We start from the raw sequence: 15,669 nt of genomic DNA on the forward strand, positions 1-15,669 counted from the left end.
AGCAATTTATGGTAAAACATCTGAAGTTTTTATATTATGTTAATAATGAGATATAAACATCCTCATTTTTTACACAAAATCTTTTAAATATAAAAAAGAAGAGTTGTTAAACAAGAATGATGGGAAAGGAAAATGATAGATATTAAAATTTTACGTTATTTTCTTGCTCTTGCTAAAGAAGAAAGTATTACCTCTGCCGCTAACTATTTACATCTAACTCAACCCACCTTATCTCGTCAGTTGATTGAACTTGAACAAACACTTGGCAAAACCCTATTTATTCGCGGTAGTAGGCGAATTACCTTGACCGATGAAGGAATACGATTACGTAAACGTGCGGAGGAAATACTGGAACTTGTGCATAAAACAGTAGAAGAATTTCAAGCACCAAACGAAAGTATTTGTGGTGATATTTATATTGGTTGTGGTGAAACCGATGCAATGAAGTTAGTGGTAAATGTTATCAAATCAATGCAAGAAGTTTACCCTCGCATCCGCATTCATATTTATAGTGGTAATGCAAATGATGTCACCGAACGTATTGATAAGGGATTACTTGATTTTGGTGTGTTAATTGAGCCAACTCATCTAACAAAATATGAATCATTGTGCCTTCCTCAACAAGATACATGGGGGGTATTAATGAGAAAAGATTGCGCGCTGGCAAACCTTGAGGTTATTTCTCCATCTGATTTATGGTCATTACCACTGATTGTATCCCAACAAAAATATGTTAGTGATAGCATTGAAAAATGGTTTAAACGGAACTACGAAAAACTAAATATTATTGCAACATATAACTTAATATTTAATGCAGCGTTAATGGTTGAACAACATATCGGATATGCCTTGTGTTTAGATAAACTCATTAATACAGCAGGCGATAATTCGCTTTGTTTTAAACCCTTATATCCAAAATTAAAAGTAGATGTAAATATTGTTTGGAAAAAATATCATGTATTTTCTAAAGCTGCTGAACTGCTCTTAAAACAGCTAAAAGAACATTTTTGATATTCATCTATCATTTTATAATGATGAGTAAAAGAAAGGAAGCATCATAAATTCATACTCCCTTTGCGGTCGGATAACATTTCATTAAAAATTAATGGTTATTTTAAATACGTTTTAAAAAAGATTGTTAATTTATCAAAAGGGATTAAATCGATTCGATCATAAAGATCAACATGCCCGGCTCCTTTCACATAATAGAGTTCCTTGGGTTCTATCGCACGGTTATAAGCATCTTCACTGAACTCTTTAGAATGAGCCTGATCACCTGTGATAAATAATATTGGTCGTGGTGAAATGGTTTCAATATCGTTAAATGGATAGAAGTTCATAAATTTTACATTACTAGTTAATGTTGGGTGAGTCGTTAGTTCTGGCGTTGAACTTACAGGTGTATATTCACCACGAGGCGTACGATAAAAATCATAAAATTCATGAGCAATAGGACCATCTTCAGGTCTAAGTTGGCCCTTATTAACCGTGCCACTTGTATATAATGTCTGACCGCCGGTAAATTCAACATAACGTTGTTCTGACGCCTGTTTTATGATCTGTTTTCGCTGTTCAAGTGTTAACGAATGGTGAAGTGCATTGCGATTGGCTGAACCCATATCGTACATACTAACCGTCGCAATGGCTTTTAAACGAGGATCAATTTTAGCGGCACTAATAGCAAAACTACCACTACCACAAACACCAATTACGCCAATATTGTTACGATCCACAAAAGTTTGAGTACCTAAATAATCAACTGCAGCGCTGAAATCTTCTGCATACATATCGGGTAATACAACATTACGAGGCTGCCCCTCACTTTCGCCCCAAAAAGATAGGTCAATGGCTAATGCAATAAAGCCTTGTTCAGCCATTTTAGTAGCATATAAATTCGCACTTTGTTCTTTAACTGCGCCCATTGGATGTCCAACAATAATTGCTGGATATTTGTTTTTGGCATCAAGCGTTTTAGGCATAAATAAATTTCCAACCACACTCATTTTATATTGATTTAGAAAACTAACTTTTTGCATAGTGACATTATTACTTTGATAAAAATTATTTGCATTGCTAGACATATCGGCTCCCATTACTAATGGTGATAAAAATAACCCTAAAAAACTTAAAAAAACGATTAAAGCAGTACTATCTTTGAAATAAAATAAAACCTTTTTCATTGATGTGATCCTTTTAATAAGTAACTTTTATTTAATATTATCAATAAATTGAAAAAAGATTACTATGCAATAGGATGTCCTATTACACGAGTAAATAATTGAAAACTGAGTTGAATTAATATCAAGGCAAATAAAAAAATAAGTGCAGCACTAAAAAATATGCCTAGTATCCCTTTATGATCAAAGATGAGACCTCCCATTGCTGCTGCTAACCCAATGGAAAATTGAATCGAAGCAACAGATAATCCTCCCATCATTTCGGCTTTATCAGCAAGTGTACGTATAATCCAAGTAGACCAACCTACTGGAATAAAACCAAACACCAATCCCCAAGCAATAACTAGTAGCATATTGAATGTTATATTTTTATGGCTAAACATTAAAGTAATAGCAAGCATCAATAAAATAAAATGAACTGCTATCATCGTTATTTTAAATTGTTTTCCCATAACAAAACCCGCAATAACGGTGCCAATGCAGTTAGCTATTCCAAATAGAAGTAAAATCGTGGATATGGAATTTGTTTGCAAGGCAAGATTATGCTCTAAAAATGGTCTTAAATAAGTAAAAAAAACATGATATCCACCATAACTAAATATTGTTGCTACTATTCCTACCGTTATCCAGCATTGCTTTAAGAGAAAAAGCATGCTTTTAAAACTATTACCTTGCTGTGCAGGTAAAGTAGGTAACGTAATAAATTGCCAAATAAAAGCAATCACACCTAGTAATGTCGATAGTAAAAAGATCTTTCGCCAACCAATAAGATCACCTAGATAGCTTGCTAATGGTAGTGAAATAATTGTTGCTACTGAAACGCCAGCATAGATAATACTTAATGCTCGAGGCAGATCTTTTATCGGTACAAGTTGTAGTGTTACTGCTGATGCTAGAGACCAAAAACCACCAACACATATCCCCAATATGCTTCTTCCTATTAATAAAATAATATAATTAGGTGTAAATGCGACTAATATATTGGCTATCACCAATAACATCGAGAGAATTAATAGTACCAAGCGTCTATTTATTTTTAGTGGTGCTAGTATCAAGCTTGCAATAACTGCAAAAATACCAACTGCGGTAACTGTTTGCCCTGCCATTCCTTCAGTAATATGCAAAGTTTGTGCAATAGGTGTTAACAAACTGATAGGAATAAATTCAGCTGAAATAAGACTAGTTACCCCCATAAATAATGAAAAAACAGCAGACCAATGGGAGGTTTTTTCTTCTGTGTGATAGGATAATGGTGTTTTCATTACATAAAGTACCTTTTATTTAACTAGTTCAAATGGCAAGTTTAAAAAAGTATAGGTAATTTAATTAACCATGTAAAATACTTATATTTTATAGATAAACATGCTTTAAAAGCATGGTTTGTTGTTTTATATAATAATTTTTTGCCAGTTATTGATAAGAAAATTAGACTGTTTTTTTAGGAAAAGCGCTCTGTTTGGTAAAGCAGAGCACTTGTTAAGAAAAGGGAGGGAAAATTAGAATTCCATTAGTTCTTTTTCTTTATCGGCAAGCACTGTATCTAATTTTTTAATTGCGGCGTCTGTCGCTTTTTGGATTAAATCTTGCGCTTTACGCTCTTCATCTTCAGATATTTCTTTATCTTTTAGTAATGCTTTGATTTGATCGTTAGCATCACGGCGAATATTACGGATCGATACTCGTCCTTGTTCAGCTTCGTTACGAACAATCTTAGTTAAGTCACGGCGACGTTCTTCTGTAAGCGGTGGCAATGGTACGCGAATAACTGTGCCTGCTGATGCAGGATTAAGCCCTAAATCTGAAGTTAGGATAGCTTTTTCAATAAGAGGGGTTAATGATTTATCAAATACGGTTATAGCAAGAGTTCTTGCATCTTCCGCTACAATATTAGCCAATTGGCGAAGTGGCGTTGGACTACCATAATATTCAACCATAATGCCATCTAATAAACTTGGTGATGCGCGACCAGTTCGAACTTTAGAAATATGAGTCTGAAATGCATCAATGCTTTTTTCCATGCGCGTTTGCGCTTCTTTTTGAATCTCGTTTAACATAATAAAAGCCTTATTTAAAATAAAGATAATTAACTGGTTAAAGTTGCTTTGTTATTAATTAATGTTCCTTCTTGTTCACCTAATATGACACGACGCAACGCACCAGGTTTATTCATATTAAAGACACAAATCGGTAAATTATGATCTCTTGCTAATGTGAATGCAGCTAAATCCATTACTTTAAGCTCATCAGTAAGAACTTTTTCATAGTTTAATGTTTTATAAAGTATTGCTGTTGGATCTTTAACAGGATCAGCTGAGTAAACACCATCTACTTTGGTCGCTTTTAAAACAACATCCGCTTCAATCTCAATACCTCGTAAACAAGCGGCTGAATCTGTTGTAAAGAAAGGATTACCTGTTCCTGCAGAAAGAATAACAACTTTACCATGGCGAAGCAAACTAATTGCTTCAGTCCAACGATAATCATCACAAACGCCGTTTAATGGTATCGCTGACATTAAACGGGCATTAACCTCAATTCGGTGCAACGCATCACGCATAGCAAGTCCATTCATAACTGTTGCTAGCATGCCCATATGATCACCAACCACTCGGTTCATTCCCGCTTTAGCAAGTCCTGCACCACGAAATAAATTACCACCTCCTATGACTACCGCAACCTGAACGTTCATTTCAATAAGCTCTTTTATTTCTTGAGCCATGCGGTCAAGAACGGCTGCATCAATACCAAAACCTTCGTCGCCTTGTAGCGCTTCACCACTAAGCTTAAGCAAAATACGTTTATAAAAAGGGGTTACCATATGAAGTCTCACTATTTCGTTGTTTAATTACCTGATAAGCTAGGACTGCTAGCTGCAATAATTTTAAAATATTTTGTAGATAAACAAAACCGCCTTAACGGCGGCTTTGTTGAAACTATTAAGATTGTTTCGTTATTGCAGCAACTTCTGCTGCAAAATCAACTTCAACTTTTTCAATACCTTCACCCACTTCAAAACGAATGAATGAAGCTACTGCTGCGCTCTTTTCTTTTAATAAGTCGCCAACCGTTTTTGAAGGATCCATAACAAATGGTTGACCGGTTAATGATACTTCACCAGTGAACTTACGCATACGACCTTCAACCATTTTTTCAGCGATTTCACGTGGTTTACCAGATTGCATTGCGATATCAATTTGAATGTTACGTTCGTGTTCAACCACATCAGCAGGTACGTCAATTGGATCAACATATTCTGGTTTACTTGCAGCAATGTGCATTGCAATATGTTTAACTAATTCATCATCAGCACTATTAGCAGCAACTAATACACCAATACGAGCACCGTGTTGATAACTACCAACTACATCGCCAGCGATTTGAGCAATGCGACGGATACCAATGTTTTCACCAATTTTAGCAACTAGCGCTGTACGCTCTTCTTCGAATTTAGCTTGTAAAACTGAAATATCATTAATGCGATCAGTTAAAGCAGCTTCAGCAACTTTATCACTAAATGCTAAGAATCCAGCATCCTTGGCAACAAAGTCTGTTTCACAATTTACTTCTAAGATAATACCAAATTTCTTATCCGCAGAGATTTTAGAAATAATGACACCTTCAGCCGCAACACGACCCGCTTTTTTAGCCGCTTTTGCTTGACCTGATTTACGCATATTGTCAATCGCAAGTTCAATATCACCATTAGCTTCAACTAATGCTTTTTTACATTCCATCATACCTGCGCCAGTTCTTTCACGCAGTTCTTTTACCATAGAAGCGGTAACTTCAGCCATTTTTTAATCCTCTATTTAACCATTGTGATGATTTTCATTAGAATGGGTCGATATTATTATCAACCCTGAAAATATTTGAGTTTATTACTCTGCTGCTGGCGCTTCTTCTACGAAGCTTTCTTCAGATACTGGAGATTGGTTTTGTTCACGACCAGAACGTACTGCTTCAGCAACTGCATTTGCATATAATTGAATTGCACGAATCGCATCATCATTACCTGGAACAACGTAATCAATACCATCAGGATCTGAGTTAGTATCAACAATAGCAATGACTGGAATACCTAAGTTGTTAGCTTCTTTGATAGCGATATGTTCGTGGTCTGCACCAATAACAAAGATCACATCAGGTAAGCCACCCATATTTTTAATTCCACCCAAGCTATTTTCTAATTTAGCCATTTCACGAGCACGCATTAGCGCTTCTTTTTTGGTTAATTTATCGAATGTACCATCACTAGCTTGTGTTTCTAAATCTTTTAGACGTTTGATTGATTGACGTACTGTTTTCCAGTTAGTCAACATTCCACCTAACCAACGGTGATTAACGTAGTATTGTCCACAGCTTTCAGCCGCTTGTTTAATTGCTTCGCTAGCTGCACGTTTTGTACCAACAAATAAAATTTTACCTTTACGAGCGGCAATCTTGTTTAATTCAGCTAATGCTTCGTTGAACAATGGTACTGTTTTTTCAAGATTGATAATATGAACTTTATTGCGTGCACCAAAAATAAATGGTTTCATTTTTGGGTTCCAATAACGAGTTTGGTGTCCAAAGTGTACACCCGCTTGTAACATATCGCGCATTGATACTGTAGTCATGATTTCCTCATTTTGACGTTGGGGTTATGCCTCCACATATCCGCTCTATCCGACCTATACATAAAGTAAAAGGCACCCCGGAAAAGTGTAATGATATGTGTGTGTTATAACGTTAATTAATCATTAAATTTAATGCTTTTATCCATCATTACTTTTGCAAAAAATAATGTGAAATGTAGCGCGCGTTTTATACCATATTTAATCTAAGATTACCAGTTTTATTTATAGAAATGAGGTAATTTTAATTTCGGAGCTTAGCATGTAAGTTATTTTTTATAACGAGTAGCCTAAAAATGTCCGAAATTAAATTGCAGTAACTTTTTTAAGAAAACTATTTAGTTCAATAATTTATGACATTGTAAACATATCCAATCCCATATACCACCCAAAAAACCTGTTTCTTCAACACTTTGTAGTGCAACCAATGATTCTTCATTGATAACTTTATCATCTAATAAAAACTGCATTTTGCCCACAACAGTCCCTTTAGTAATCGGAGCATAAATATAGCCATCAATTGTATATTTAACTTGTACATCTGCTGAACGGCCTTTTGGTACTGTCACATAAGAACCATTAAGTGAGCCTAGTTGGATCTTATTTTGCTCACCATACCAAATTGATTCTGTTATTAATGAGTTACCAGCTTTTACGGGATTTGCTGTTTCAAAAAAACGAAACCCCCAAACTAATAATTTTTTACTTTCTTGTTCACGTCCTTTAAATGTGCGCCCACCTAATACAGCTGAAATTAAGCGAGTATTACCATCCACCGCAGAAGCAACTAAGTTATAACCAGCAGCATTAGTATGGCCTGTTTTTATCCCATCAACATTTAGTGTGGTATCCCAAAGCAAGCCATTGCGATTTAATTGTGGTTTAGATAAGTTATAGGTAAATTCTTTTTCTTTGTAAATAGCATATTCTGATGGCAAATCACGAATTAAGGCTTGACCTAATAATGCCATATCTTTAGCTGTAGTATACTGCCCCGGAGCATCAAGCCCGTGCACAGTTTCAAAGTGAGAATGCTCTAACCCAATTTTTTTTGCATAATCATTCATTAAATTAACAAAAGCACCTTGGCTACCAGCAACGTGCTCAGCCATGGCAATGCAAGCATCATTACCTGATTGAACAATAATACCCTTATTCAGATCTGATACTGAAACTTTTTTACCCACTTCTAGAAACATTAATGATGATCCTTTTAAAATAGGATTACCTGTTGCCCAAGCATCTTTACTTACTATAACCATATCATCATTTTTAATACGACCAACTTTCAAAGCTTGACCAACTACATAACTGGTCATCATTTTAGTTAAACTAGCAGGATCTCGCTGTTGTTCTGCATTATATTGAGCTAAAATTTCGCCTGATTTGGCATCCATTAAAATATAAGATTCTGCATCTAATTTTGGAATTTCTGGGATAGGAAATGCCACTTCAGCTGAAACTGATGAACAAATTGCGAGTAATAACAAAGCAAAAGATAATTTAAATTTCTTTTTCATTTATTTGGATTCCGTCAAATATTTTTAGATAACATATAGCGATGTGTGTGAATAGACATCATAATGCCAAAACTAGCCATTAATACGACTAAAGATGAGCCACCATAACTTATTAACGGTAATGGTACACCAACTACAGGTAATATTCCACTGACCATACCAATATTAATAAACGCATATACAAAGAAAACCAAAATTAATCCACCAGCTAATATTCTGCCAAATGTGGTTTGTGCTTGTGAAGCAATAAAAAGTCCACGAATAATTAAACATAAAAATAGTACTAACAAAATAACGGTACCAATAAAGCCAAACTCTTCAGCAATAACAGAAAAAATAAAATCAGTATGCCGTTCTGGTAAAAACTCCAATTGTGATTGAGTTCCTTTAAGCCAACCTTTTCCCCACACTCCACCAGATCCTATTGCTGTTTTAGATTGAATAATATGATAACCGGTACCATTTGGATCCCGTTCAGGGTTAAACAAGGTTAGTACCCTTTCTTGCTGATAATCATGCATTAAGAAGAACCACATAATAGGTAAAAAAGCAGCAATTAAAATAAGTGCAATAAGGATAAAGCGCCAATCAATACCCGCTAAAAAGATAATAAAAAGACCTGACATAACAATCAAAATTGCAGTCCCTAAATCTGGCTGCATTGCGACAAGCAAAGCAGGCACTCCAATTATAGTGAGTGTCTGTAAAGTCGTTTTTAAAGGTGGTGGACAACCGTCACGATGAATAAATTTGGCAACCATTAATGGTACCGCTATTTTGGCAATTTCAGAAGGTTGAAAACGTAAAATTCCTAAATCCAACCAACGTTGTGCACCTTTGCTGGTATAGCCAAAAATATCAACCAAGAATAATACTATAATACAGGTAACATAAAGTGAAGGAGCCCATTTTTCATAAGTTCTGGGTGAAAATTGAGCAAAAATAATCATAGCAGCAAAACCTAGCAGTATTTGTATTGCTCGTTTTTGCATCATGTCGATATTTTGTCCACTAGCACTCCAAAGTACATAAAGACTATAGCCAAGTAATAATGCAATAAATAGGAAAAAAAGAGGATCAATATGTATTTTTTGCCAAAAAGTTTTTTTGATATTATGCATAATTAATTAGAGTTTCCTGTAGTTGGTGATATTTCATCATCTAATTTTGTAGAGTTATTACCAAGCAAGTAATAATCAAGTATTTTACGCACTACAGCACCACCATTGGAACTTCCTCCTCCCCCATTTTCAAGAACAATAGCTAAAGCAATTTTTGGTTTATCGAAAGGCGCATAAGCAACGAATAAGGCATGATCTCGTAAATGTTCCGGAATTTTATGTGCATTATAGGTTTCGTTTTGTTTCAAACCATAAACTTGTGCAGTTCCTGATTTTCCTGCCGCTTGATATTGTGCATCAACATAAACTTTACGTGCTGTTCCTCGTGAACCAAACATGACGCGACGCATACCTTCTTTAGCTAAATCCCAATAAGTAGATTTGACCTCAGTTAAACTATTGGGTTGTTCAAATAATACAAGATTAGTTTGTGGTTTATTATCATTAGAATTCAAAATATCACTTTTTTTATATAGTAAAAAATGAGGAATATAAGTTTTACCATTATTAATTAAAATGGTTAAAGCTTTCGCCATTTGTATAGGTGTTGCTGTCCAATAACCTTGACCAATTCCAACTGGAATAGTATCCCCTTGCATCCAAGATTTTTTATGACGCAACATTTTCCATTCACGACTAGGCATAACAGCACGAGTTTCTTCATTTGGTGAAATATCAATACCTGTTTTTTCACCATAACCAAACTTAGTCATCCATAAATTCAAACGATCTATGCCCATATCATATGCAACTTGATAAAAATAAGTATCAACTGATTCTTCAATGGCTTTCAATACATCTACATGACCATGTCCCCATTTTAACCAGTCACGATAACGCCTTTCAGTTCCAGGTAATTGCCACCATCCGGGATCATTTATAATGCTTTTGGGCGTAACAATTCCTTCACTCAAAGCTGCTATGGAAATATAAGGTTTAACAGTTGAAGCTGGTGGATATGCACCAAGTAACGCTCGATTAAATAATGGTTTATCTGGATCATTAAGTAATTCATTATAATTAGCTCTAGATATACCTCCAACAAATAAATTGGAATCATAACTTGGACTTGAAACCATTGCTAATACTTCACCATTATTAGGGTCAATAGCAACTACTGCAGCTTTGCGTCCCGCAAGAAGTCGCTCAATATAGAGTTGTAATTTTAAATTGATAGATAAATAGATATCCTCACCTGCTTTCGGTGGGTGCTGCTCAAGTAAACGAACGATACGCCCTCGACTATTTACTTCAACCTTTTCATTACCAGCCGTGCCATGTAGCACATCTTCATAATATCGCTCAATACCCATTTTTCCTATATTAAGTGTTGCAACATAGTTACTGGTTTTATTTTCATCTTCTAAGCGTTTTTTATCTTGGCTGTTAATTTTAGAAATATAACCAATTATATGCGTTAAAGATGCGCCATAAGGATAATATCGATGTTGAATCTTAACAATTGAAACAAAAGGGAATCGATGTTGATCAACAACAAAACGGGCAATTTGTAGGCTGGTTAAATTTTCTTTAAGCGGCACAGGGCGATGTGCTTTATAATTTCGTCGCTCTTTTTGAAATGTTTCTATGTCTTCATCTGTCAAATCAACAATTTTTTTTAAATAACTAAACTGTTCATTAAGATTTTTTATTTTATCAGGAATAATATTAAGTTGATATGTGATGTTATTAATTGCCAAAGGCGTACCGTTACGGTCATAAATCATACCGCGGCTTGGAGGTATAGGAATATTTTCAATGCGATTATTATTCGATTTTGTACTGTAATAACTATAATTAGCAATTTGAAGGTCGGCTAAATTAACCAACAAAATAATCACTAATAATATTATTACAACAAAAGCAAACAATGCTCGACGCAAAAACAAATTTGTTTCTGCCGAGTGATCTCGAATATTAGTTCGCTTTTTTTTACTTGAGATAGGGATAATAATACTCCTCTAAACGCTTTTTTCATTGAGTTATTTCTTATGATGCTGTTCTTGTTCTTCCCATTTTTCATAGGCATTAACGATTCTAGCTACCACTGGATGACGGACAACATCTTCACTACTAAAAAAATTGAAACTAATTTCATCAAGTTGGCTTAAAACTTCTATCGCATGACGTAATCCTGATTTTTGATTATGCGGTAAATCAATTTGAGTAATATCACCTGTTATTACCGCTTTCGAATTAAAGCCAATTCGAGTTAAAAACATTTTCATTTGTTCAATCGTGGTGTTTTGGCTTTCATCAAGGATAATAAATGCATCATTAAGCGTTCTTCCACGCATATAAGCAAGTGGTGCCACTTCAATCACACTTTTTTCAATAAGTTTTTCGACTTTTTCAAAACCTAACATCTCGAATAAGGCATCATAAAGTGGACGTAAGTAAGGGTCCACTTTTTGACTTAAATCACCTGGTAAAAAACCTAATTTTTCACCTGCTTCAACTGCAGGACGAGTTAATACAATTCGGCGGATTTGCTGTTTTTCAAGAGCATCAACCGCGGCTGCAACCGCCAAGTAGGTTTTACCGGTTCCAGCAGGACCAATTCCAAACGAGATATCATAATCCAACACATGAGCAATATATTGTGCTTGGTTCGCTGTTCTGGGTTTGATTATGCCTCGTTTAGTTTTTATCATCACTAGCTTTCCACCTTGATGATCAATATAAGCTGGTAAGTGTTCACTCGCTTTTTGTAAAAGACCGGACTCTTTTATTGCTAGATGTATTTGTTCAGGCTCAATATCAACAATTTTATCTTTGATTTTGGTTTGTTTATAAAGCGACTTCAAAATGTCATTAGTCGCTTTTACACAAATAGCATCACCTGTTATAGAAAAAAGATTGCCTCGGTGGTTAATTTCAATTCCTAATCGACGTTCAATTTGCTTAATATTGTCATTATAAGGACCACAAAGGCTATTAAGGCGCTGATTATCTTCTGGCTCAAGCACAATTTCATATTTCATAATATTCAAACGTAATCCCTCAAATAATTAACGTTAGCTACTAATACATTGTTCACATAAAGAATAATTTCAACACCTTTTAAAAAGTTGATATTACCGTAACGCCAAGAAACTGTGTTTAAGCTAACAACATTATCTACTGCTCTTGTTGACTGTTTTTTATCAAATCTTTGCCATTTTAATTGAAATAGGCATTTCGTTTTTATGGTTGATAAATCCCTACGCCTAAATCATTTTCTTTTCGAGTTCGTGATATCACTGACATCGGAGATTCATTTACGCGCAAATCCATTTCATCTTCAGTTCTAACCACTTTACCGCGCAATGAATTTGGGTAAACATCAGTAATTTCAACATCAACAAACTTACCTATCATATCAGGATGACCTTCAAAATTAACAATCCGATTATTTTCGGTTCGTCCTGTTAATTCCATGAGATCTTTTTTAGATGGCCCTTCAACTAAAATACGTTGTATGGTATTTAACATACGACGACTAAACTGCATGGCTTGTTGATTGATTCTTTCTTGAAGAATGTAAAGACGCTGCTTTTTCTCGTCTTCAGACACATTATCTTCCATTTCAGCAGCTGGTGTACCTGGACGTGCTGAATAGACAAAACTGTAACTTAAATCAAAATTAACATCGGCAATTAACTTCATGGTTTGTTCAAAGTCTTCTTGTGTTTCACCTGGGAAACCAACAATAAAATCGGAGCTAATTTGAATATCTGGTCGTACTTTGCGTAGTTTTCGAATAATTGATTTATATTCAAGTGCGGTATGCGTACGTTTCATTAAGTTTAATACACGATCTGAGCCACTTTGTACTGGCAAATGTAAAAAATTTACTAGCTCTGGTGTGTCACGATAAACATCAATAATATCATCTGTAAATTCGATTGGATGGCTAGTTGTAAAACGAATACGATCTATACCATCAATGGCTGCAACTAAGCGTAGTAATTCAGCAAAGGAACAAATATCACCATCGAATGTTGGTCCACGATATGCATTTACATTTTGACCTAGTAGATTGACTTCACGTACACCTTGCTCAGCAAGCTGAGCTATTTCATAAATAACATCATCACAAGGTCGACTAACTTCTTCACCTCGAGTGTAAGGAACTACGCAATAAGTACAATATTTATTACATCCTTCCATAATTGAAACAAATGCGGTTGGGCCTTCACTACGAGGTTCTGGTAAGCGATCAAATTTTTCTATTTCAGGAAAGCTTATATCAACCACATGATTACCTTTACCACTTCTAACTTGCTCAATCATTTCAGGCAAGCGGTGAAAAGTTTGCGGTCCAAAAATAATATCCACAAATGGTGCGCGTTTACGAATATGAGCTCCTTCTTGTGAAGCAACACATCCCCCAACACCAATAATGATATTTGGGTTATTTTTTTTAAGATTCTTCCAACGTCCTAATTGATGAAAGACTTTTTCTTGGGCTTTTTCTCGAATAGAGCAGGTATTAAGTAATAAAATATCTGCTTCTTCGGCATTTTCTGTTAAAGTTAAACCGTGGGTGGATTCAAGGAGATCTGCCATCTTAGTAGAATCATATTCATTCATTTGGCAGCCCCAAGTTTTGATATGTAATTTTTTGCTCATCAATAACTCAGCTATATTTTAATTGTTAAAATGAAAACGGGTTTAAATCCGCGATTTTAGCGTGGCATATTGTAATGCTTTGTGATTGTAGGGTCTATAATAAAATAAAAAATGACCATACAAAATGGCACTTTATTTTTTGTTTTTTTAACTACAGCATAAAGGGCGGTTTGTAAGAAGATTAGTAAAAGTATTTTATATATAAAATAGTGGGTTAATCAAAAATAGATTCTAATATTATAAAAATCTATAAACATGAATAGAATCTATTTTATTTATCAAAAAAACAACTAATTATGATATTCATTCTTTTTTAATATCATTTTATTTTATGTTATTATTCGCACTTAATAGTGATAACAAATAAAGTGTTCAGGTATGCCAAAAACATTTAGTCCAAAAAAACGCCTTTTTATCAAAGGGATAATTGCGACTTGTTTATTGTCTGTCACCCGTATTGGCTTTGCAGTAGCAATGGCAAAAATTATTGCTGTTCGTATTTGGCCATCATCAACTTATACACGAATCACATTAGAATCAACTATTCGATTAAATTATAAAAGTGCTTTGCTTTATAACCCTGATCGAATAGTTATCGATATTGATAATATAGATTTAACTCCTACATTAAAAACAATTTCGTCAAAAGTACTCAGTCACGATCCTTTCATAAAATTGATTAGTGTTAATAAAGTCAACCCTAAAATAATCAGAATTATGATCGTTTTAAAACAAGGTGTGGAACCTAATACCTTTACATTATCTCCAATAGCAGAATTCAAACATCGTTTAGTTATGGATCTTTATCCTACTAGATCAATTTCAATAAATGACGATGATCCCTTACTTGCCTTATTAGAAGAATACAAGGACGGCGATCTTAATAAAAAACAAGCTAATATCCCTCCCCCAATTAATAAAAAGAAAAATGCACCAATTATTGTAATGCTCGATCCAGGACATGGAGGCGAAGATCCAGGAGCAATCGGTTATAATAAAACTAAAGAAAAAGATATAGTTTTACAAATAGCCCGTCGTGCTTACAATTTATTAAAAAAAGAAAATAATATAAAAGTCCATATGACACGCAATGAAGATGTATTTATTCCATTAAAAGTTCGTGTCGCTAAGGCACGATCATTGCATGCTGATCTCTTTGTTTCTATTCATGCCGACGCCTTTACTAACCGCTCAGTAAGAGGTTCAACTGTATTTGCTTTATCTACTCGTGGAGCAAGTAGTTCGGCGGCTAGCTATTTAGCACAAACACAAAATAAAGCCGATCAGATAGGGGGGGTTAGTCGAAGTGGTGATAAGTATTTAGACAACACTATTTTGGACTTAGTACAAAAAACAACACTAAGTAATGGAGCTTTATTAGGTAGCGCAATATTAAATCGCATGAAAGGTATAAATAAGTTACATAAACCAACCATTGAAAAAGCCGGTTTTGCTGTATTAAAAGCGCCTGATATTCCGTCAGTTTTAGTTGAAACAGCTTTTATTAGTAATGTTGTTGAAGAGAAAAAACTTAAGACTGCTTCTTTCCAAAATCAAGTATCTAAAGCTATTGTTGACGGAATTAAAGATTATCTAAAAAAACGTAAAAACTAGTTTTTTATCA

13 protein-coding genes are annotated in these 15,669 nt (G+C 34.6%); 2 read left to right on the plus strand and 11 right to left on the minus strand.

The genetic code is table 11. The annotated features are described in order from the left end of the window. Positions 1-135: 135 nt before the first annotated feature. The gene (locus A9G36_RS03055; RefSeq protein ID WP_065568931.1) at positions 136-1,011 is read left to right on the plus strand and encodes a LysR family transcriptional regulator; all 876 of its coding nucleotides are present in this window, start codon (positions 136-138) and stop codon (positions 1,009-1,011) included. A gap of 98 nt (positions 1,012-1,109) precedes the next feature. Here the strand turns inward: A9G36_RS03055 and A9G36_RS03060 are convergent, their stop codons facing one another. The 11 genes from A9G36_RS03060 to miaB form a co-directional block, all read right to left on the minus strand. Further along, positions 1,110-2,180: an alpha/beta hydrolase gene (locus tag A9G36_RS03060; RefSeq protein WP_065585395.1), complete on the minus strand. Its 1,071-nt coding sequence runs from the start codon at positions 2,178-2,180 to the stop codon at positions 1,110-1,112. A 62-nt stretch (positions 2,181-2,242) separates the two neighbouring features. Then, on the minus strand, positions 2,243-3,439 hold the full coding sequence (locus tag A9G36_RS03065) for an MFS transporter (RefSeq protein ID WP_065585396.1): 1,197 nt from the start codon (positions 3,437-3,439) through the stop codon (positions 2,243-2,245). Positions 3,440-3,673: 234 nt separating this feature from the next. Further along, complete coding sequence (gene frr, locus A9G36_RS03070) at positions 3,674-4,231, minus strand: ribosome recycling factor (RefSeq protein ID WP_065568916.1); 558 nt, start codon at positions 4,229-4,231, stop codon at positions 3,674-3,676. A 29-nt stretch (positions 4,232-4,260) separates the two neighbouring features. Beyond that, positions 4,261-4,995: a UMP kinase gene (gene pyrH, locus A9G36_RS03075; RefSeq protein WP_034947527.1), complete on the minus strand. Its 735-nt coding sequence runs from the start codon at positions 4,993-4,995 to the stop codon at positions 4,261-4,263. Between the two features lie 118 nt (positions 4,996-5,113). Then, on the minus strand, positions 5,114-5,971 hold the full coding sequence (gene tsf, locus A9G36_RS03080; RefSeq protein WP_065568917.1) for a translation elongation factor Ts: 858 nt from the start codon (positions 5,969-5,971) through the stop codon (positions 5,114-5,116). A gap of 84 nt (positions 5,972-6,055) precedes the next feature. Further along, a complete protein-coding gene (gene rpsB / locus A9G36_RS03085; protein WP_034947534.1) occupies positions 6,056-6,793 on the minus strand; it encodes a 30S ribosomal protein S2 in 738 nt (245 codons plus the stop codon). Between the two features lie 335 nt (positions 6,794-7,128). Next, the gene (locus tag A9G36_RS03090) at positions 7,129-8,310 is read right to left on the minus strand and encodes a serine hydrolase (protein WP_034947536.1); all 1,182 of its coding nucleotides are present in this window, start codon (positions 8,308-8,310) and stop codon (positions 7,129-7,131) included. Positions 8,311-8,324: 14 nt separating this feature from the next. Then, the gene (gene mrdB, locus A9G36_RS03095) at positions 8,325-9,431 is read right to left on the minus strand and encodes a peptidoglycan glycosyltransferase MrdB (RefSeq protein ID WP_034947539.1); all 1,107 of its coding nucleotides are present in this window, start codon (positions 9,429-9,431) and stop codon (positions 8,325-8,327) included. 2 nt (positions 9,432-9,433) lie between these two features. Further along, on the minus strand, positions 9,434-11,374 hold the full coding sequence (mrdA, locus tag A9G36_RS03100; RefSeq protein ID WP_065568918.1) for a penicillin-binding protein 2: 1,941 nt from the start codon (positions 11,372-11,374) through the stop codon (positions 9,434-9,436). A gap of 39 nt (positions 11,375-11,413) precedes the next feature. After that, the gene (locus tag A9G36_RS03105; protein ID WP_051825400.1) at positions 11,414-12,424 is read right to left on the minus strand and encodes a PhoH family protein; all 1,011 of its coding nucleotides are present in this window, start codon (positions 12,422-12,424) and stop codon (positions 11,414-11,416) included. 193 nt (positions 12,425-12,617) lie between these two features. Then, entirely contained in the window at positions 12,618-14,045 is a 1,428-nt protein-coding gene (gene miaB / locus A9G36_RS03110; protein ID WP_065568919.1) for a tRNA (N6-isopentenyl adenosine(37)-C2)-methylthiotransferase MiaB, read from the minus strand. Between the two features lie 378 nt (positions 14,046-14,423). On the opposite strand from miaB, the gene A9G36_RS03115 reads away from it, so the two are divergent. After that, on the plus strand, positions 14,424-15,659 hold the full coding sequence (locus tag A9G36_RS03115) for an N-acetylmuramoyl-L-alanine amidase (RefSeq protein WP_034947548.1): 1,236 nt from the start codon (positions 14,424-14,426) through the stop codon (positions 15,657-15,659). The last annotated feature ends 10 nt before the right edge of the window (positions 15,660-15,669 follow it).

This window comes from Gilliamella sp. Choc6-1 (genome assembly GCF_001690385.1).
In the GTDB taxonomy this organism is placed as follows: domain Bacteria; phylum Pseudomonadota; class Gammaproteobacteria; order Enterobacterales; family Orbaceae; genus Gilliamella; species Gilliamella apicola_A.